This is a genomic window from Gluconobacter sp. DsW_056, from assembly GCF_002153595.1.
In the GTDB taxonomy this organism is placed as follows: domain Bacteria; phylum Pseudomonadota; class Alphaproteobacteria; order Acetobacterales; family Acetobacteraceae; genus Gluconobacter; species Gluconobacter albidus.
Genome location: NZ_JOPF01000005.1, coordinates 113,684 through 133,259, shown reverse-complemented (window position 1 = coordinate 133,259; position 19,576 = coordinate 113,684). Strand labels below are relative to the sequence as shown.

The following is a 19,576-nucleotide window of genomic DNA, read 5'->3' as shown; positions in this document are numbered from 1 at the left end:
TTCTGGTCGCCCAGAACCCCCAGATGCCCGCCTCTGGACAGGTATTTCAGGGCCGAACGTGCGCCTTTGGCCCCTTTGGGAAACATCGGTACGTCCTGCCCCATGGCCTGCTGACGCAGGCTATGGATCAGACTGTCGACGCCGGGGTTGCTGGCAGCCCGGTAGAAAGATGCGAACGGCATGCCGTATCGGGCGACAACCGGCGGCATGAGTTCCCAGTTGCCGATATGCCCTGAAAAGAAAATGACCGGCCGCCCCGATGCCTTCGCGCTTTCAAGATGCTCCGCGCCTTCAACGCTCCATCCCGCACCGGAGGGCGTGTTGTGGGGCAGGCGGGCGATATGGGGGAATTCGCCAACCGTCCGGCCCAGATTTTCCCAGCAGTCCCGCACGATACGTCGCCGGGCCGGGGCGTCGAGTTCGGGCATGGCAAGTTGCAGGTTCCGGTCCGCTATTTTCGAGACGGGCAGCGGTGGCCCGATCGTGCGGGCGACAATGCCTCCAAGGTTCGAGGCCGCAGCTGCGGGAAGGGCGCGGATGAGCGCCAGAAGGCTGCGGACCAGCAGGGTTTCCGCACGGTACAAAAAAGACGTCATGGGGTGCTGAACAGTAGATCGAGAAGGCGTTCGGGGGCTTTCGGATCGGTCCAGAGCAGCTCAACCCCGATGATTTTAACCCGCGTGCGGAATGGGAAGGGCAGTTTCACGGCATCCTTGGCAGTTGTGACCAGTGTGGTGCCCGATTCCCGGCTGAGGGCTTCAAGGCGCTGAAAATCGCGGGTCGTATAGACATGATGATCGGGGAACGGGAGTGAGCGGATGGGCGTGACGCCAGCGTCCCGCAGCATGTCGAAAAATTTTTCCGGGCGTCCGATCCCAGCGAAAGCCACGATCCGCCGTCCCTGAAGGGTGCGGATTTCGGGGCCCGGCACCAGTCTGGCCTGCGCGGTCAGAAGATGGCGGGGGAAAGTCGGGAGCAGGTTGTGCCTGTCGTCTCCGATGACAACGATGGCCTGGGCGCGGGACAGAGCGTCTGAAAGAGGTTCGCGGAGCGGACCTGCGGGAAGAACGCATCCGTTGCCGAAGCCCGTGATGCCGTCCACGACCAGAATGGAGACGTTCTTATGCAGCGTTGCGTTCTGCAAACCGTCATCCATGACAAGGCAGTCCGCCCCCTGACCAATGGCAAGACGGGCGGTCTCGGCCCGGTTTGCGCCAATCCAGGTCGGCGCGGACTGTGCGAGGAGGAGGGGTTCGTCGCCCACTTCACGGGCGGTGCTGCGTCCGGGGTTGACGTCGATGGGGCCGCGTTCGCGTCCGCCGTGACCCCGGCTCAGGATATGGGGGTGATGGCCACGGTCCCTGAGGCGCTGCACAAGGTCGAGGGCGAGCGGGGTTTTGCCTGTCCCTCCGGTGGTGATGTTGCCGCAGCACAGGACCGGAACAGGAGCATGAAATGTGGGCCGTCTGAGGCGGCGGCGGGTAAGGGTCGTGGCGATGAAAGAAAACGGCCTGAGGAGGCGGGCGGCAAGACTGCGCGTGGGATGGAGCCAGAAACGGGGCGGGCGACCTCTCATCGTTCAACCGTTCTCAGGATGCGGTCTCGCAGAACGCTCACGACCGAGCGCTGCAATCCCTTGGTCCTGACGGGTGGGAGAGAGGATTCGAGCCATCGTGTCAGACACTCCACATCGTTCACGGTGTGGATGGTATCAGAAACCGTGGCCATTGCCTCCCGCCAGTTCTCCATTTTCGGGCCTGTTGCCGTTGGAACCCCCAGACGCAATGGTTCGAACGGATTGTGACCTCCGCCTTTTCCGGTCAGGGAATTGCCCAGAAAACAGCGGTTCGCCAGTCTGTAGAACAGGCCAAGTTCGCCGAGCGTGTCGGCCAGCCAGACAGGGGTCTGCTGTGTCGGGTCCTCTCCTGCGGAGCGGCGAGGGAGATTGAAGCGTTCTGCCAGTTCCGCGCCACGGGCGGGATGGCGCGGGACAAGGATGGTCAGCAGGTCGGGCTGGGATTTCCGGGCGCTTTCTGCGGCCTGAAGGACGAGTTCCTCTTCTCCGGGATGAGTGGATGCTGCAACAAAGATCGGGCGTTCTGTCAGCAGGGACTTGAGACGGTCATATTCCGCCTCGTCATAGGGAAGCGCGGGCGCATCCTGTTTGAGATCGCCGTCCTCGTAAACCGGAGAGGCTCCAAGCGTACGGAAACGGGCTGCATCTTCAGGCCCCCGGGCAGCCACCCAGGAGAGGCGTGACATCATGCGTCGTGCGGGGCCGTGTAGCCGGTCCCAGCGTCGTGAAGAGCGGTCCGACAAACGTCCGTTGACGAGCATGACGGGAATGTCCCGCTCCGAACAGGCTGCGATGATGCCCGGCCAGAGTTCGCTTTCAACGAAAATGGCGCCCTCGGGCTGCCAGAGGTTGAGGAAGCGCCTCAGCCAGTGGGGAACGTCATGGGGAATGAAGCGATGGAGAATCCGTTGTCCGGAGAGCGGGTGCCGCGCGACGATTTCGCTGCCCGTGACTGTGGCGGTTGTGAAAAGAAGTGTCAGCTCCGGTCTGGCGTCCAGCAGGGCTTCGGCCAGCGGCAGGGCACAGAGGGTTTCGCCAACACTGGCGGCATGGAGCCAGAGAATCCGGCCTGCGGGGCGCTGTGCTCTCCCGAGCCCCATACGCTCGCGCAGGCGGTCAGGGAGTTCCCGCCCCTTGTGCAGCCGGACTCGAAGCATGACGGTCAGGGCCGGAGCAAGCAGGGTTCCGGCCATGCGCCACAGACGGTCGCTCACGCTGGACTGACGGTGTCGCACGCTGCTTTCAGCGCGGCTGGAGAGAGTGTTCAGAGCGGTCTGGAGGGTCGGGGCGTCGGGCTGGAACAGCGGCTCACCCATGATGAGCGCGCCGCGCCCGAAGGGAAGCGGGAAGGCCAGACCGTCCCATGAGGGCAGACGCAGACTGGTGCAGGCCATGCCGAGGGGCACTACAGCACATCCGGCAAGGCGCGACAGGACGATGGCCCCGGGCTGGACCTGTTCGGCTGGTCCACGCGGGCCGTCAGGGGTGATGCCAACGATTGATCCGTTCCGGATCTCTTTCAGAGCCGTTCGAAGAGCCGCTGCTCCGCCCTTGTCCTTTCCCTTTTTGCTAGAGGAACCATGAATGCCAATGATGCCCCAGGAGCGGACGATCTTTGCGATCAGCACACCATCCGGATTGCGGGAGACCAGAAAGCGGAGTGCCAGCCGTGGCTGCAATGGGCGGGCCCAGAACCAGAGCGCCGGGCTGAGCGCCAGGGACCGGTGCCAGAAGGCGACCACGACCCCGTTTCCGGGCGTGAGCAGTGTTTCGACCGCACGGGGAGAGCCGCTGACCTGCCAGCGCGTGGAGCGCAGGCAGATCCCAAGCCACAGGCGGAGCAGGCGTGGAGACAGGGTCATGTCGCGTCGGGTAGCACGCGACGTTACAGGGGGCAAAGACCGGGCATTTCGACAGGCAGAGCCATCAGGCTGCCGGATGATTCATTTCAAGAGACGTGAAGGTCACACGTGCTGAATCGCTGTGGCAGGGCATGTGCCAGCCGGTCTGTCCCGCGACGGCTTCGAACCACATGGCGGGGGCGGTTGCGGCCGCGGGCATGGCAAACACATTGCGGGTTCCATTCACGACGACAAGCAGTGTTCCGTCGGGACGGGAAGAGAGGCCGTAGCTGATGCTGCGATCGGGATAGATGGTTCCAGCAACGACGCGATGTGTTTCGGTTCCGTTATGAATGACAGCAATGACCTGCGAACGCTTGCCATCCGCGACCAGTTGCACGACCGGCCCATGCGCGCTCTGGATCCGGCCGATAATGACGCGCTGATTACTGGGCCATGTGTCGATGTGCAGAGTGGCGGTCATGGCCGCCGGCGTCTGCTGGAAATACCATGCCGTCCCTTCGCGCAGAACAGTCGCGGGGGCCGTCTGGCCGCGAATGGACGGCTGAAGCGCATCCGTTCGCAGGGTCATGGCGCCGGTCGCGGGGTTGCGCTCATAGAACGGGCTGCGATAGCCGGCAGCAAGCGTGCTGCCGGGAACGAGGCGTAGTTTGAGGCGCGCCTGCGGTTCCTGAAGGGTGAAGCTACCCGCCTGCGGTAGGGCCTGCGTGTCCATGGCCGATGCGGGAGCCAGCGCGGTGCCTGCCAGCGTGAGGGTCAGGCAGGTGGCGCAGAGGAGGCGGGGCAGGGACATGGGACGGTTCCTTCAGGTCAGCAGGCAAAAAGCGGTAACAGGCGTGTTCAGCGGCTCATGAGAACCGTGATCTGGGCGTGCTCCAGAATGTGACGGGTAACGCCGCCCAGAATCATCTGGCGCAGACGCGAATGGGAGTAGGCGCCCATACCGAGCATGTCGGCATTGAACTCCGTGGCAGCCTGAAGCAGGCCCACACCGATGTCCCGGTTCACGGCTTCGAACTCGCGGGATGTGGCGGAAATACCGTGCATCCGCAGATAGGTCACGACCTCGTCCGCACCCGGACCGCGACGCTGATAGTCCTGACAGGTCAGGACCTGCACGGCTTCGGCCTTGTGGGCCCAGGGCAGGATGCAACGCAGGGCCAGCGAGGCTTCGGGCGTTCCGTTCCAGGCGATGGCGATCCGCCTGCCGACCGTCTTCGGCGGGGTCGGCGGTGCGATCAGCAGAGGACGTCCGCTGTCGAACAGGATGGCATGGAGCGTTTCGGAGGCGCGCGGGTCGCCGTCCTTGGCAAGATTCGGAACCAGCGTCATGTCGGCCAGACGGGAGCGCCATGTCAGGGAGTCGTGCTCCGTTCCGTTGAGGACGTCGAGGCTTGCGCTGACGCCTTCTCCGGCCGAGGAGCCGATTTTCGAAGGCTCGATGCGACGGATGCCATGCTCGTGGACAAAAGCGTCGAAAGCCCTGCGGATCTTGATGGCCCGGTGCTGCGCTTCGGTTATGGCGGTATCGATCATTTCATTGACCATGCCCGCCGAGATGCCTTCACCGGCCAGCGTTGCCACTTCGGACGGATCCGAACCGACCACGACAGCGGAAAGATGAGCGTCGAACCGGCGCGCGAAATCCAGCGCGACCGACATGACGGCGTCCAGCTCATAGGTGCCGTTCAGGGGGAGAAGGATGTTCTTGATATCGATAAGCATGGGTGAAGGCTCCCCGGCCGTAATTTTGTGACGTCGTTATGATGTATTTACGGATAAAGTCGTGTGACGTTCCATTGGTTTCCATCACGCGTCCACACGGCACGATCATGCAGGCGATAGGGACGGTCCTGCCAGAATTCAATGGCCTGGGGCAGAACGCGGAAACCCGACCAGTTCTCAGGACGGGGGATCGGGCCGTCTCCGTATTTTTCGTCTGCGGCCTTCAGGCGTTCCTCGAACGTGCTGCGTTCGTCGAGCGGGCGCGACTGGTCGGAGGCAATGGCGCCGAGGCGCGACATGCGGGAACGGCTTGCGAAATAGGCGTCGGCTTCGGCGGCCGTAACGGCTTCGACCGGGCCTTCGATCCGGACCTGACGGCGGATGGATTTCCAGTGAAACAGCAGGGCCGCGTGCGGGTTGGCGCGTAGTTCGCCGCCCTTGCGGCTGTCCAGATTGGTATAGAAAACAAAGCCCCTGTCATCCACGCCCTTGAGTAACAGCATCCGCACGGACGGGTGCCCGTCAGGCGTGGATGTGGCCACGGCCATGGCGTTGGGGTCGTTCGGTTCGGCGGCTTCCGCATCCGACATCCAAGCAGCGAACAGGGCGAAGGGATCAGCCTTCAGATCAATCAGGGGGAGGTCGGACATTGGAGAATCCTTGAAACAAGATTGGCGTGGCAGGAACGATGTCGTCCCGCTCGCCAGTGCCGGGATCATAACGCGGCTGGACCGTTCCAGCCATCCGGCCAGCTATCCAGCCAGTTTATACGCCGCGCTCGCATCGCGCCTTGATCTGGGACAGCATGCGACGCCGCAGCAGACCGCTGACGGGGCGGATCACGAGCCAGTAGGGCAGGAAACGACGCCAGACATGGGGCGTGGGACACAGGACATGTGTCTGCGTGACGAGGCGCATTCGACCCTCCGTGGCCGGCCCTGTCACAAAAGACAGGATCAGGGTTGCAACAGACGCATCCCTGTCACCGAGAAACGCCATAGGTGTGTCAAAACGATGCAGTCCGTAATCCGTCTGCCAGAAGGCCCCTTTCAGCCCATAGGCCAGACTGCGATCGGTCTCCGACAGCAGGGTGAAGTCCTGGAGCTCAAGAGGCGGTGCTGATGGGCTTCGCAGCAGTCGGGCAGGCAGTCCACGCAGGTAAAGGGCTGGGCGGATGAGAGCATCCTCATCCAGACGGTAGTGCTGGATGCAGTTCAGGATGGTGCCGGGCAGGGCGTGAATGAGAATGGAATGGCGTTCGGAAAAATCGAACGGGCCGATGGAAGTATGAGCGGATTTCGAGCGCATGGGAGGAAATTCCTCTAAGTGTCGGAGTGATGCCTTAATGTCCCGTCAGAAGGCAAAAAACCGGGCAATCGTCGCAAAGTCTTGTCTGTAACGGACGCTTGTGCAACCACGACCCTCAATACGCCAACGCGATTCAGGAAATCACCATGTCTGAAACGGAAGACAATATCCCGGCACCCGTGACCGGAACCCTCATGAAGGGCAAGCGCGGTGTGATCATGGGTGTTGCCAACAAGCACTCCATTGCCTGGGCCATTGCCAGCGCCTGTGCGGCACAGGGTGCGGAACTTGCTTTCACCTATCAGGGCGAGGCCTTGGGCAAGCGCGTTCGTCCGCTGGCCGAGAGTGTCGGGTCTGAACTCGTCATCTCCTGTGACGTCAGCGATGACGACGCCATCAACACCACGTTCGACGAGATCGAGAAGGTCTGGGGCAAGATCGACTTCGTGCTCCACGCCATCGCTTTTGCGGACAAGCAGTATCTCCGCGGCCGCTATATCGACACGCCGCGCGATGCCTTCCTGCAGGCCATGGACATCTCCTGTTATTCCTTCGTCGCCGTCGCACGTCGTGCGTCTGCCATGATGAATCCGGGCGGGTCCTTCCTGAGCATGACCTATCTCGGCGCCGAGCGCGTCATGCCGCACTATAATGTGATGGGTGTGGCCAAGGCGGCTCTGGAAGCCTCCGTGCGCTACATGGCTGCCGATCTGGGCCGCGACGATATCCGCGTCAACGGCATCTCCGCCGGTCCGATCATGACGCTGGCCGCCAACGGGATCAGCGATTTCCGCTACATCCTGCGCTGGAACCAGCTCAACGCTCCGATGGAGCGCAACGTGACGCTCAAGGATGTCGGCGGTTCGGGCATGTACCTGCTCTCCGATCTGTCCAGCGGCGTGACGGGCGAGATCCATCATGTGGATTGCGGCTACCACACGGTCGGCATGAAGAACCCGGACGCTCCGGATATCGCAGCGGTCGGCTCCGGGAACTGACATGTCGGACAACAGCTTCGGGAAGCTCTTTCGCGTCACCACCTGGGGTGAAAGCCACGGGCCGGCTATCGGCTGCGTCATTGATGGCTGCCCACCCCGCCTGAAGCTGTCCGAAGAGGACATCCAGCCCTGGCTTGATCGTCGTCGTCCGGGGCAGTCCCGCTTTACCACGCAGCGCCGGGAGGCGGATCAGGTCCGGATCCTGTCGGGCGTGTTTGAAGGCCAGACGACTGGCACCCCCATTTCGCTGATGATCGAAAATACCGATCAGCGGTCGAAGGATTACGGCGATATCGCAACCCGCTATCGCCCCGGTCATGCCGACATCGCCTATGACATGAAATACGGCATCCGCGACTATCGCGGGGGCGGGCGCTCCTCGGCGCGGGAGACGGCCATGCGGGTTGCCGCAGGAGCCGTGGCGCGCGTACTGCTGAAGACACTGGTGGGCGAGAGCGTGAAGATCCGTGCCGCCCTGACGGGCATTGGAGGGCAGACCATCGACCCCTCCCGCTGGGACTGGGACGAGGTTGAGCGCAATCCGCTGTGGTGCCCGGATGCGGACTCCGTGGCGTCTTGGGAGGCGCTGCTCGATTCCGTTCGCAAGGATGGTTCGTCCATCGGTGCGACCGTTGAAGTCGTTGCGGAAGGTCTGCCAGCCGGACTCGGCGCGCCGGTCTATGGCAAGCTGGATGCCGATCTGGCCGGCGCCATGATGGGGATCAACGGTGTCAAAGGTGTCGAGATCGGGGATGGTTTTGCCGTGGCCGCCCTTCGTGGCGAGCAGAACGCCGATCCGATCGCGCCGGGCCCGCAGTTTGCGTCCAATCATGCCGGTGGCATTCTGGGCGGTATCTCAACGGGACAGCCTATCGTGGCGCGCTTTGCGATCAAGCCGACCAGTTCAATCCTTACACCCGTTCCTAGCATCACCCGCGATGGCGAGTCTGTCGAGGTGATGACAAAGGGGCGTCACGATCCCTGCATCGGTATCCGGGCCGTTCCCGTAGCCGAGGCGATGATGGCCTGTGTGCTGGCCGATCATCTGCTGCGCGATCACGCCCAGTGTGGCTGGGGTCGCTAGACCCCCGCCAGCCGGCGCCTCAGCCTTCGAACGTGGCGTCCAGTGTAATCTTGGCCTTAATGACCTGTGATAGCGGACAACCTTCCTTGGCCTTGTTCGCAATCTCAAGGAACTGCGTCTCGGAGGCTCCAGGGACCTTGCCGCGCAGCGTCAGGTGAGACTGGGTGATGGCAAAGCCTTCGCCGGACTTGTCGAGCGAGACGGTCGCTTTCGTTTCCAGTGATTCGGCTTTGAAACCGGCCTGTTCGAGCATCATGGACAGCGCCATGGTGAAACAGCCTGCATGAGCCGCGCCAAGCAGTTCTTCGGGGTTCGTGCCGGGCTTGTCTTCAAAGCGCGTATTGAAGCCATAAGGCTGGTCGTGCAGAGCGCCGCTCTGGGTGGAAATGGTGCCTTTGCCGTCCTTGAGACCGCCGGTCCAGTGTGCCGAAGCTGTCTTTTTGATGGTCATGATGCGCTCTTCCGTTTTGTGGGCTTGGATCCCCAAACGCGGTGTTGTCCGGATCGTTGCCCGACGCGATGTTCACGAAATTTCCCAATTCTGTGACCGGTATCACACACCGGGAAAATGCCCCGGGGGAAAACTCTTGGGATAACAACGCTTAGGGGCGGTTTTCTGCGATCAGCACTATATCTAGGGGAATTAACGAATTCCTTCCCTAGATATGGGATAGTTCAAATTCACAGCTCGTCCGATTTTGCAAGCGAACTTCGTGCTTGCGATCGGGTTCGGAGTGATGGAAATGAGTGCTCGAGATACCAGAAATAGATGCCCGGCGGAGACAACGAATGACCCTTCATGACGTGACGATGGACGTGTCCGACAAGGCCGATCGTGCCCATGATGTGCGTCCGCCTGTTGACCATCCCATTGGGGAAGCGCCCCTTTCGGCCGATGCCGATTTTGGGGACATGTTCGATGATGTCGTGCAGCTTCCGGGCCATCATGCCGTGCGGGTGGATCGTTCGCGCGATTCCCTGCTGACGGATTTCGGCAAGGCGACCCTGAACAACCGATACCTGCTGCCGGGCGAGGACTATCAGTCGCTTTTCGCGCGCGTGGCGTCCTATTACGGCGCGGATGCCGGCCATGCGCAGCGGATTTATGACTATATTTCCCGCCACTGGTTCATGCCCGCGACGCCCGTTCTGTCCAATGGCGGAACCGAACGTGGGCTGCCGATTTCCTGCTTCCTGAACGAGGCTGAAGACAGCCTTTCGGGAATCGTTGGACTGTGGAACGAGAACGTGTGGCTGGCGTCCAAAGGCGGTGGCATCGGGTCCTACTGGGGCAATCTGCGCTCCATCGGCGAAAACATCGGCCGCAATGGCAAGACGTCCGGCGTCATTCCCTTCATCCGCGTGATGGACAGCCTGACGCTGGCGATCTCGCAGGGCTCGCTCCGTCGCGGCTCGGCGGCTGTGTATCTGCCGGTCTGGCATCCGGAAGTGGAAGAATTCGTCGAAATGCGCCGCCCGACGGGTGGTGATCCGAACCGCAAGGCGCTGAACCTGCATCACGGTGTGCTGGTGACGGATGCGTTCATGCGTGCGGTCGAGGCAGACGAGGAATGGGCGCTGCTCTCGCCGAAGGATCACAGCACGATCCGCAAGGTGTCGGCGCGGGGTCTGTGGATCCGCATTCTGACGGCCCGGATGGAGCAGGGCGAGCCCTACATCATCTATTCCGACCATGTGAACCGCGCCCGTCCGGAGCATCACAAGCTGGCCGGACTGGAGGTGAAAACCTCCAATCTCTGTGCCGAGATCACGCTGCCGACCGGTATCGACCATCATGGCAAGAATCGTACGGCCGTGTGCTGCCTGTCCTCGCTCAATCTCGAGACCTGGGACGAGTGGAAGGATGATCCGCAGTTCATCGAAGACGTCATGCTGTTCCTCGACAACGTGCTGCAGGACTTCATCGACCGCGCACCGGACGACATGGCGCGCGCTAAATATGCTGCCGCGCGTGAGCGTTCTGTGGGCTTGGGCGTAATGGGCTTCCATTCCTTCCTGCAGGCCCGGATGATTCCGTTCGAGTCCGTGATGGCGAAGGTCTGGAACCGGAAGATTTTCGAATATATCCGCAAGCAGGCCGATGCCGCGTCAAAGCATCTGGCGGAAGTGCGTGGTCCGTGCCCGGATGCCGAGGAATACGGCTTCATGGAGCGCTTCTCGCACAAGCTGGCCATCGCCCCGACGGCCTCGATTTCCATCATCACGGGTAATGCCAGCCCCGGAATCGAGCCGATCAGCGCAAACGTGTTCCTGCAGAAGACGCTTTCGGGCTCGTTCTCGGTGCGCAACCGCCATCTGAAGACGATTCTGGAAGAGCGCGGTTACGATACGGACGAAGTCTGGTCTGCAATCACGCTGAACAAGGGCTCCGTGCAGAACCTCGACTTTCTGACGCAGGACGAGAAGGACGTGTTCAAGACGGCGTTCGAGCTCGACCAGCGCTGGGTTGTGGAACATGCCGCCGATCGTGCGCCGTTCATCTGTCAGGCGCAGTCAGTGAACCTGTTCCTGCCGGCCGACGTTCACAAGCGCGATCTGCATCAGATTCATTTCCAGGCGTGGAAGAAGGGCCTGAAATCCCTTTACTACTGCCGCTCCCTGTCCGTGCAACGCGCCGATGCGGTGTCCACGCTGGCGGTGAAGAGCGACATTCTGGAAGACGAAAAATACGAAGCCACGGCTCAGGCCGCCCCGCGCGGCGAGATGAGCAGCGGCGATTACGAAGAGTGCCTGTCCTGCCAGTAATGGTGGGATGCGAAAGGACGAGATCATGAGCGACACGACCCCGACGACCGGTCATCAGGCCGAGCAGCATTTCGACCTGATGACCGCCAACCCGGTCTACAAGCCCTTCCGCTACCCTTGGGCCTATGACGCCTGGCTGACCCAGCAGCGCGTCCACTGGCTGCCCGAGGAAGTGCCGCTGGCCGATGACGTGAAGGACTGGCACCGGACGCTGACGGTAGCAGAACAGCATCTGGTGACGCAGATTTTCCGCTTCTTCACGCAGGCCGACGTGGAAGTGAATTCCGCGTACATGAAGTACTACAGTCAGGTTTTCAAACCGACCGAAGTGCTGATGATGCTGTCGTCGTTTTCGAACATCGAGACGATCCACATCGCTGCGTATTCCCATCTTCTTGATACCATCGGAATGCCCGAGACTGAGTATTCGGCTTTCCTGAAGTACAAGGAGATGAAGGACAAATACGATTTCATGCAGTCGTTCAACATCGACAACAAGCGTGAAATCGCCAAGACGATGGCGGCTTTCGGGGCGTTCATGGAAGGACTTCAGCTTTTCGCGTCCTTCGCGATCCTGCTGAACTTCCCGCGATTCAACAAGCTTAAGGGCATGGGGCAGATCGTGTCTTGGTCGGTGCGTGACGAGACGCTGCACTGCCTGTCCATGATCCGCCTGTTCCGGACGTTCATCCGCGAAAACCCGGAACTGTGGACAGCCGACTTCCGCGAGGAACTCACACAGGTCTGCCGCACGACGGTCGAGCACGAAGATGCGTTCATTGATCTGGCGTTCGAGATGGGGCCGGTTGAGGGTATGTCGTCCGACGACGTGAAGGCGTATATCCGCTTCATCGCCGATCGCCGCCTGACACAGCTTGGTCTGGACCCGATCTATGGGCAGGAAAGCAATCCGCTGCCGTGGATTGATGACATGCTCAACGCCGTCGAACACGCCAACTTCTTCGAAAACCGTTCGACCGAATATTCCCGTGCCTCCACGTCCGGCACTTGGGAAGAAGCGTTTGAAGGCAACGTCTTCAGCTAAAAACAGGGTCTGGAGAGGTCCTGACCTTCGGGCAGGGCTTCTCCATCTCTCAACACGCGTTCTGCGGCGGCCGTAAAGCGGCCGTCTGCTTCATGCAGGACAAGTCCGGCCCGCAGCCGGAAGATCCCGCGGCCCCCATGGACCGCGCGGACCAGAACCAGTTTCGCTTCACGGCCCGCTCGCGGCCAGAAGGGATAAAGCTGGATCGAGCCACATCCATTTTCCAGTAATGTCTGACACGCTCGGTCCGCTATGGCCGTGGACAGGACGAATGTCAGCGTGCCGCCTGGAAGCACCCATTTCGTCAGGGCGCGGACCCAGTCTTCAGGTGCAGTCGTCTCGGCACTCAGGGCCAGACGGCGTCGGCTGTCGGGCGAAGGTGTGCCGTGAGGGCTGTGCCAGGGGGGATTGGCCATTACGTGATGGAAGCGGCCGTTGGGGGTCGGGGTGAGGGCGCGCAGGCTTCTGGGAATATCAGGCAGGTGGGCCTGAAGGACCTGAAGCCGCGTTGCGCTATCGGGATCGGCATTGGCCCGGATATTACGTTCCGCCAGTTTCAGGGTCTCGGGATCGGCTTCCAGCCCGACTCCGCTTATCTCTGCAAGACGGGCAGCCAGGCACAGCAGGGCCGCACCAGCCCCGCATCCGGCTTCCAGAACCGTCTCACCACGTTTTGCTGGAATGGAGGCTGCCATCAGAACGGGCTCAAGCCCCGTCCTGTAACCCTCGATGAACTGTTCATAGCGCACGCGTCCTCCCAGCAGGGATCCTTCTTCCCGTACAGGCGCCTGTACGGAAAATGCGCTCGCGGAGATGGGGTTCGGAGGGGGCAATGGGTTGACCGTCTTCCTGCTGCCGCTCATATGGTCTTTCCAACCTGTCGTCCGGCGTTACATGGTCCGTTCGTTCTTGTCGCGACAGGAGAGAAAGAACGGGCTACGCCACATCATATCGTGCCCGTGCGCTCCTGGGCCAGTCCCCGGAGCCGTTGCGGGAACTGGAGTAATGACCCTTGGATTCTGCCGCACCGGACGTTTCTGCGACCGTTGATAAAGCTGTGCTCAGGGATGCAGGGAGCGAGAGCGCCCTTTCCGCTCTGTCCGCCTATCTGGAACAGGACATGCAGGCCTGCAACCGCGCCATCATCGCGCGGATGGAAAGCCCGGTCCCGCTCATTCCGCAGCTTGGCGCCCATCTTGTCGCTGCGGGCGGCAAGCGGTTGCGGCCCCTGCTGACACTCGCCGCCTCCCGTCTGTGCGGCTACCAGTCGACTCCGGAAAACCAGCGGCACGTCGGTCTGGCGGCCTGTGTGGAGTTCATCCACACAGCAACGCTGCTTCACGATGATGTGGTCGATGAGAGCAACCTGCGACGCGGGCTGGCGTCGGCCAATGCGGTCTTTGGGAACAAGGCGTCCGTTCTGGTGGGCGACTTCCTGTTCGCACGCTCCTTCCAGCTGATGACGGCGGACGGTTCGCTCAAGGTTATGGCGATCCTGTCCGATGCTTCGGCAACGATTGCCGAGGGCGAAGTCCTTCAGATGGTGACGCAGAACGACCTCTCCACGCCGGTTGAGCGTTATCTGGAAGTCATTCACGGCAAGACGGCGGCCCTGTTCGCAGCGGCCTGTCGCGTCGGAGCAGTCGTTGCCGATCGTCCTGAAGCGGAAGAAGTCGCACTGGACCGTTTCGGCACCAATCTGGGCATGGCGTTCCAGTTGGTGGACGATGCGCTCGACTATGCCGCTGACCAGCAGGTTCTGGGCAAGACCGTTGGCGATGACATGCGCGAGGGCAAGATCACGCTGCCGGTTCTGGCGGCCTATGAAGCCGGCTCTCCCGAAGATCGGGCGTTCTGGGAGCGTGTTATTGAAAAGGGTGAGCAGACGGAAGCCGACCTGCCGCACGCACTGGCCCTGATCGAGAAGACTGGCGCGATCGCCACGACCATCGCCCGCGCGCAGGTCTATGCCGCCGAGGCCGTCGAAGCGCTATCCATTTTCCCGGAGAGCGAACTGCGTCGCCTGATGACGGAGACGGTCCAGTACACCGTCGATCGCGCCCGCTGAGGCGCCTCAACCCCTACCCGTGATCGGGTAGGGGTTTTTAGCTTTCCGCTGTCATGAGCGGAGCGGGGGCGGTGAGCAGCTCCCACCCCCTGAAACCGAGCCTTGCGGTGGCGGCCTGAAGCCCGGGCGCAGTGTGCGGCAGTCGGGTCATGAGGAAACGTCCTTTCTGCGCTGCTACTGCTTCGTGAGGCGTCGTCTGAAGGACGGTTCCGACCTGCCGGGCGACGGCGGAAGCGGGGTCCAGCCAGCGTACATCGGATGGAGACAGGCGTTTAAAGGCGTCCATCAGGAAGGTGTAGTGGGTACAGCCCAGCCCGACCGTATCAATCTCGCCGCCATAAGACTGCCCAAACAGGCAGTCCAGTTCGTGCTGCACGTCCGCATCCGCGATAATCTCACCCAGAAAAGCACGTTCCGCCAGATCGGCCAGTCTGCGCGCGCCATGAGTAATCAGACGGCAATCCGCAGCGAACTCCTGATGCAGCCGGAGTGTGTAGGGGCGTCGTGCAGTGGCGGAGGTCGAAAGCAGGCCGATCACGCGTGTTTCTGAAACACGCCCGGCCCATCGGATGGGAGGGACGCAGCCGACCACCGGGATGCTGAGTCGTTCACGCAGGGCGGGAAGGGCGATCGTGCTGGCGGTATTGCAGGCAATGACCAGCACATCGGGCTGGAGCCTGTCGCAGGCCGCGACCAGCAGGCTGACGATGCGCGATGTCAGCAGGTCATCCGGCTGTTCGCCATAGGGGAAGAGCGCCGTATCGGCGAGGTAGTCGATATGAAGGGCGGGAAAGAAGTCGCGCAGGGCCTGCACGACGCCCATCCCCCCGATGCCGGAGTCAAAAACCAGACTCCGGCCTGCTGGCACGGATGCGCCAGTCTCCATCAGGCTTCGGCTTTGGCCTTGAGAGCCAGCGCTTCTTCCGCGCTGCTCACGCCACCATGCTTCTTGGACCAGCCGCACGGGTCTTCGAGGAAGCGGCGGACCTCGGCGCTGTCTTTTTCAGAGAAATAATTTGCTCCGGCACAGGCTTCTAGAACGTCCCACCAGGTGCACAGCGAATGGAGCGAGATGTCCATGTCCGCCAGCGTTTTGTGAGCGCCAGGGAAGACGCCGTAGAAGAAGACGACGAAGGTATGGTTCACAATCGCGCCCGCATCGCGCAGGGCATTGGCGAATCGGATCTTGGATGCGCCATCCGTCGTCAGGTCCTCGACCAGCAGGGTGCGCATGCCTTCGGGCACATCGCCTTCGATCTGCGCGTTACGGCCGAAACCCTTGGGCTTCTTGCGGACATAGGCCATCGGCGTCATCATCCGGTCCGCGATCCAGGCCGCGAACGGAATACCAGCGGTTTCGCCACCGACGACCGCATCAATGCTTTCATAGCCGATGTGACGGCCAATTTTCTCGACGGCCAGTTCCATGATCTTGGTGCGCGCGCGCGGGAAGAAAATGATCTTGCGGCAGTCAATATAGACCGGAGACTTCCAGCCTGACGTCAGGGTGTAGGGCTCTTCCGGGCGGAAGTTGATGGCCTTGATCTCAAGCAGGATACGGGCCGTGGTGAGGGCCGCGTCGCGGTCCCACTGGGTGCGGCCCGCCATCGGGCTTTCGGCGAACTGGGTCATGCTTGTCTCCGCTGACGTCGTTTTCTCGTGGTTTACCGGCCTGTCGCCGGGAAGGGTAGGGGCAATATCGCCCGCTTTTGGACTGTGTGAATTTTATCCGCTGCCTGTCAGTGTCACAGGCTGTTCCGATCTTCCTGCTTGCATGGGAGGCCGGGGAGTTCTAGGGAGAGGTATCGATATTCATTCTCATTTACGGCAGGATCAGAAGTGAGCATAGAGACCAGCCGGATCGGCCGGAAATGCGAACGCGCTGTTGTGACGGCCTATCAGGAACTGCGGGACGTCGGTCAGCCGGACATGCAGGCCTTCGCCGCCTGCACGACGCTGTACCGCATCCATCACCCCGAATCTTCCGTCAAGGAAGCCCGCCGCCTCGTGGCGGAATGGATCGACCACCACGTCGTCCGTCAGGCCAGAGGTCAGACCCCGGGCTGCGACTGCTGAATTTTGGAGAGGAGCCTCAGCTCCTCTCGCTCATTGGGATGAAACTCCGCTCCGCCGCACCGATATAAAGTTGTCGGGGGCGGCTGATGCGAACGGACGGTTCCTCGATCATTTCCTTCCACTGACTGACCCAGCCCACCGTCCGCGCGACAGCGAACAGGACGGTGAACATGCTTTTGGGAATGCCCAGAGCCTTGAGGATCAGCCCGGAATAAAAATCCACATTCGGATAAAGGCGACGGCTGACGAAATAGTCGTCCTCGGTCGCCACACGCTCCAGCTCCATCGCCAGATCCAGAAGCGGGTCGCGCTTGAGGCCCAGCTCTTCAATGACTTCATGGCAGGTCGCCTGAAGGATTTTCGCCCGCGGGTCGAAATTCTTGTAGACGCGATGGCCGAAGCCCATCAGGCGCACGCCGGAATTGCGGTTCTTGACTTCATTGAGGAATGCCGGAATGCCGTCGCGGCTTCCGATGGATTCCAGCATCCCCAGAGCCGCCTCGTTCGCGCCGCCATGTGCAGGCCCCCAGAGGGCGGCTATGCCTGCCGCAATGCAGGCGTAAGGGTTCGCGCCGGTCGAGCCGACAAGCCGCACCGTCGTCGTGGAAGCGTTCTGCTCATGGTCGGCATGCAGCAGCAGGATGCGATCCATCGCGCGCGCCAGAACCGGATTGACGCGGTAATGGTTACCGGGCCGGGCAAACAGCATGTGCAGGAAGTTCTCAGAGAAGGACATCTCCTCATCGGGATAGATGAACGGCTCGCCGATGGAGTATTTATAGGCCCAGGCTGCGATGGTCGGAACCTTGGCGATCAGACGCCGGGCGGAAAGATCCCGCGCCTCGGGCTGGGAGATGTCCAGTCCGTCATGATGGAATGCGGATAGAGCGCCGACGGTCCCGCACAGGATCGCCATGGGATGCGCGTCGCGGCGGAAGCCGTTGAAGAAGTTCCGGATCTGCTCGTTGAGCAGCCGGTGGGTGTTCATGTCTTTGCTGAAGGTCTGATACTGCGTGGCCGTTGGCAGTTCGCCATAAAGCAGCAGATAGGCGGTTTCCGTGAAGCTCGCGTTGAGGGCCAGATCTTCGATCGGATAGCCGCGATGGAGGAGGACGCCTTTGTCGCCGTCAATATAGCTGATGGCGCTGGTGCAGGTGGCGGTGCTGCCCAGTCCGGGATCGAAGGAAAACACGCCCGTTTTCTGGGACAGGGCGCGCATGTCCATGACGTCCGGACCGATCGTCGCTTCCAGCAGCGGAAACTGGCGGCTGAGGCCATCGAGGCAAAGGGTCGCGGAACGATTTTCGGACATGCAGAAGATAACCCGCCTGAAATGTAAGGATGTTGTTCTGTTTTATCTCCGAAAGGTTTTTTATGTCCAGAGAGCCCCTCTGGACGGATCTTTCAGGGAAGAAGGAGTGTGGCCGGTTGAATGGTCGACGGACGGACGTCCAGCCACTCTCCCGGAATATCGAGAATCGTCAGGCCCGCGAGCGGATACCCCCGATAAATAGCCGAGAAGTGCGTGCTCTGAAGGGCCGGGCCGAGAAGGTCGCAGGCGAACTCGCCAATGGTCGGGTTATGCCCGACGATCAGAAGCGTTCGTACCGCTTCTGATGTGGCATGTACGAGGCCGTAAAGCGTGTCCGGGGTTGCCGCATAGAGACTGTCTTCGATCGTGAATGCAGGCATCTGATCCAGTGCATCCAGCACACCCTGAGCCGTCTGTCGGGTGCGGGTGGCGGGGCTGCAAAGGATCTGTATCGGATCGGACAGATCGCGCGACGCAAGCTGTATGCCGATGCTTGCGGCCTGTTCTCGTCCTCTGGACGTCAGGGCTCGGCTACGGTCGCCACCTTCCGTCAGGACATGCGGGACAGCTTCCGCATGGCGCAGAAGCAGAAGGCGGCGCAGGGGCATCAGTTCTGGATCACCCGCTTTGGGCCATCAGCCTTCCGAAGCCCTGCGCGCGCTGGCGGCGATGGCTTCGTGATGGCGGATGACTTCGTGAATGACAAAGGCCAGAAATTTTTCGGCAAAGTCAGGATCGAGATGGGCATCGCGGGCAAGCTGGCGCAGGCGTTCGATCTGCCGTGTTTCGCGGGACGGGTCCGCAGGCGGAAGATGGGCACGGGCCTTGAGCTGTCCGACTTCCTGCGTGCAGCGGAACCGTTCCGCAAGCATATGGATCAGGGCAGCGTCGATATTGTCGATGCTGCCGCGCAGGCGTTCGAGTTCAGCCAGAGCGGGATCGGGAGTGCGGGATGTGGAAGACACAGGCTCAGGGCTCATTCAGATCAATCCATGCAAGATGGCCGCCTTTTCCGGCACCAAGATCGGTAAAGACAGCCGTGCCCCCCAGACGTCCCGTCCGGCGCCAGGGGCGTCCGTCGGTCGAGCGGCGGTCATGGCCGACATAGACCGTCATCCCTTCGGGGATGCGGTTGATCCAGGTCAGGCGGCGTTCGGGATAGCCATCCGGCTGCATGCGGCCGGTGGTTTCTCCAAAAAGGGCGCGGGACAAAGGCGCGGACATCTCGCCCAGACCCGGCACGGAAGAGTGGGACAGCATGGCAGTGTGAAAACCGCCATGCACAAACAGGGAGCGTCCGATCCGCAGCCATGTCGGCGCTTGGTCGATCGCCCTGTAAATGCGTTCGGGGAGACCTTCGTACTCAGGCAGCGAAATCTGACGCAGGGTTTCCTCAAGCGGAGGATCGCGTCTCAGACGGCGGCCTTCAAGGGCACGACCGAGTTTGCGGTCATGATTGCCGAGAATGAAAAGCCCGCGCTGCTGTTCCAGAAGATCAAGCATCAGCTCCATTACGCCCGCACTGTCAGGTCCGTGATCGACGAGGTCTCCGAGCTGGATGACGAAGCGTTCCGTCGCCGTTGCATGCCGGAAAGCGTTCAGATCACCATGCACGTCCCCTACCACGCGGATGCCGTGTTCACGGATTCGCGTCATGACGGGGTCGGGAAGGGGAGGATCAACGAAGATGGCGCGTGCTTTCTGATTTTCCTTCTATCAAAGGGCCAGAACGGTCCAAGGTCAATTTATCTGTTTG

General features: G+C 61.5%; 21 protein-coding genes. 6 read left to right on the top strand and 15 right to left on the bottom strand.

Annotated elements, in window-relative coordinates; genetic code table 11:
* From HK22_RS05135 to HK22_RS05105, 7 genes are all read right to left on the bottom strand, one after another.
* A partial coding sequence (locus tag HK22_RS05135) for a lysophospholipid acyltransferase family protein (RefSeq protein WP_086648554.1) occupies positions 1-596 on the bottom strand: 596 nt, incomplete at its 3' end.
* A complete protein-coding gene (gene lpxK, locus HK22_RS05130; protein ID WP_086648553.1) occupies positions 593-1,576 on the bottom strand; it encodes a tetraacyldisaccharide 4'-kinase in 984 nt (327 codons plus the stop codon). The genes lpxK and HK22_RS05135, both read right to left, overlap by 4 nt.
* Complete coding sequence (locus tag HK22_RS05125; RefSeq protein ID WP_086648552.1) at positions 1,573-3,438, bottom strand: glycosyltransferase N-terminal domain-containing protein; 1,866 nt, start codon at positions 3,436-3,438, stop codon at positions 1,573-1,575. Before HK22_RS05125 ends, lpxK begins: the two co-directional genes overlap by 4 nt.
* A gap of 64 nt (positions 3,439-3,502) precedes the next feature.
* The gene (locus HK22_RS05120) at positions 3,503-4,231 is read right to left on the bottom strand and encodes a polysaccharide lyase family 7 protein (protein WP_086648551.1); all 729 of its coding nucleotides are present in this window, start codon (positions 4,229-4,231) and stop codon (positions 3,503-3,505) included.
* Positions 4,232-4,278: 47 nt separating this feature from the next.
* Positions 4,279-5,163 carry a universal stress protein gene (locus tag HK22_RS05115; protein ID WP_062030297.1) on the bottom strand — a complete coding sequence of 295 codons (885 nt, stop codon included), beginning with the start codon at positions 5,161-5,163 and terminating at the stop codon, positions 4,279-4,281.
* A gap of 47 nt (positions 5,164-5,210) precedes the next feature.
* Positions 5,211-5,813 (bottom strand): pyridoxamine 5'-phosphate oxidase, encoded by a 603-nt coding sequence (pdxH, locus tag HK22_RS05110; protein WP_086648550.1) that lies wholly within the window; start codon positions 5,811-5,813, stop codon positions 5,211-5,213.
* Positions 5,814-5,928: 115 nt separating this feature from the next.
* Entirely contained in the window at positions 5,929-6,471 is a 543-nt protein-coding gene (locus HK22_RS05105; protein ID WP_233142413.1) for a hypothetical protein, read from the bottom strand.
* Between the two features lie 146 nt (positions 6,472-6,617).
* Here HK22_RS05105 and fabI point away from each other — a divergent pair, with 146 nt between their 5' ends.
* Together fabI and aroC are read left to right on the top strand one after the other, a co-directional pair.
* Entirely contained in the window at positions 6,618-7,469 is an 852-nt protein-coding gene (fabI, locus tag HK22_RS05100; RefSeq protein ID WP_062030291.1) for an enoyl-ACP reductase FabI, read from the top strand.
* A gap of 1 nt (position 7,470) precedes the next feature.
* Positions 7,471-8,553: a chorismate synthase gene (aroC, locus tag HK22_RS05095; RefSeq protein ID WP_086648549.1), complete on the top strand. Its 1,083-nt coding sequence runs from the start codon at positions 7,471-7,473 to the stop codon at positions 8,551-8,553.
* Between the two features lie 19 nt (positions 8,554-8,572).
* Here the strand turns inward: aroC and HK22_RS05090 are convergent, their stop codons facing one another.
* Entirely contained in the window at positions 8,573-9,004 is a 432-nt protein-coding gene (locus HK22_RS05090) for an OsmC family protein (RefSeq protein WP_143412386.1), read from the bottom strand.
* 461 nt (positions 9,005-9,465) lie between these two features.
* On the opposite strand from HK22_RS05090, the gene HK22_RS05085 reads away from it, so the two are divergent.
* Together HK22_RS05085 and HK22_RS05080 are read left to right on the top strand one after the other, a co-directional pair.
* Positions 9,466-11,319 carry a ribonucleoside-diphosphate reductase subunit alpha gene (locus tag HK22_RS05085; protein ID WP_369827204.1) on the top strand — a complete coding sequence of 618 codons (1,854 nt, stop codon included), beginning with the start codon at positions 9,466-9,468 and terminating at the stop codon, positions 11,317-11,319.
* A 25-nt stretch (positions 11,320-11,344) separates the two neighbouring features.
* Entirely contained in the window at positions 11,345-12,364 is a 1,020-nt protein-coding gene (locus tag HK22_RS05080) for a ribonucleotide-diphosphate reductase subunit beta (RefSeq protein WP_086648548.1), read from the top strand.
* On the opposite strand, the gene HK22_RS05075 is transcribed toward HK22_RS05080, so the two are convergent.
* Positions 12,361-13,227, bottom strand: coding sequence for a tRNA1(Val) (adenine(37)-N6)-methyltransferase (locus HK22_RS05075; RefSeq protein ID WP_086648547.1), 867 nt, complete (start codon positions 13,225-13,227; stop codon positions 12,361-12,363). The genes HK22_RS05080 and HK22_RS05075 overlap by 4 nt on opposite strands.
* Positions 13,228-13,376: 149 nt before the next feature.
* Between HK22_RS05075 and HK22_RS05070 the strand changes: the two genes are divergently transcribed.
* A complete protein-coding gene (locus tag HK22_RS05070) occupies positions 13,377-14,432 on the top strand; it encodes a polyprenyl synthetase family protein (protein ID WP_077802530.1) in 1,056 nt (351 codons plus the stop codon).
* Between the two features lie 37 nt (positions 14,433-14,469).
* On the opposite strand, the gene murI is transcribed toward HK22_RS05070, so the two are convergent.
* Entirely contained in the window at positions 14,470-15,318 is an 849-nt protein-coding gene (murI, locus tag HK22_RS05065; RefSeq protein WP_086648546.1) for a glutamate racemase, read from the bottom strand.
* A complete protein-coding gene (locus HK22_RS05060; RefSeq protein ID WP_062110386.1) occupies positions 15,318-16,064 on the bottom strand; it encodes an orotate phosphoribosyltransferase in 747 nt (248 codons plus the stop codon). The genes murI and HK22_RS05060 overlap by 1 nt, the downstream gene beginning before the upstream one ends.
* 207 nt (positions 16,065-16,271) lie before the next feature.
* Here HK22_RS05060 and HK22_RS05055 point away from each other — a divergent pair, with 207 nt between their 5' ends.
* A complete protein-coding gene (locus tag HK22_RS05055; protein WP_062110384.1) occupies positions 16,272-16,508 on the top strand; it encodes a hypothetical protein in 237 nt (78 codons plus the stop codon).
* Between the two features lie 16 nt (positions 16,509-16,524).
* On the opposite strand, the gene HK22_RS05050 is transcribed toward HK22_RS05055, so the two are convergent.
* The 4 genes from HK22_RS05050 to HK22_RS05035 all read right to left on the bottom strand — a co-directional run bounded on the left by HK22_RS05050 (position 16,525) and on the right by HK22_RS05035 (position 19,476).
* Positions 16,525-17,820 carry a citrate synthase gene (locus HK22_RS05050; RefSeq protein ID WP_062110383.1) on the bottom strand — a complete coding sequence of 432 codons (1,296 nt, stop codon included), beginning with the start codon at positions 17,818-17,820 and terminating at the stop codon, positions 16,525-16,527.
* Between the two features lie 92 nt (positions 17,821-17,912).
* Positions 17,913-18,428: a histidine phosphatase family protein gene (locus HK22_RS05045; protein ID WP_077802532.1), complete on the bottom strand. Its 516-nt coding sequence runs from the start codon at positions 18,426-18,428 to the stop codon at positions 17,913-17,915.
* A 27-nt stretch (positions 18,429-18,455) separates the two neighbouring features.
* Positions 18,456-18,800, bottom strand: a complete 345-nt coding sequence (locus HK22_RS05040; protein WP_062030273.1) for a chorismate mutase — start codon at positions 18,798-18,800, stop codon at positions 18,456-18,458.
* Positions 18,790-19,476, bottom strand: coding sequence for a metallophosphoesterase (locus HK22_RS05035; protein ID WP_062030271.1), 687 nt, complete (start codon positions 19,474-19,476; stop codon positions 18,790-18,792). Before HK22_RS05035 ends, HK22_RS05040 begins: the two co-directional genes overlap by 11 nt.
* Between the last annotated feature and the right edge of the window lie 100 nt (positions 19,477-19,576).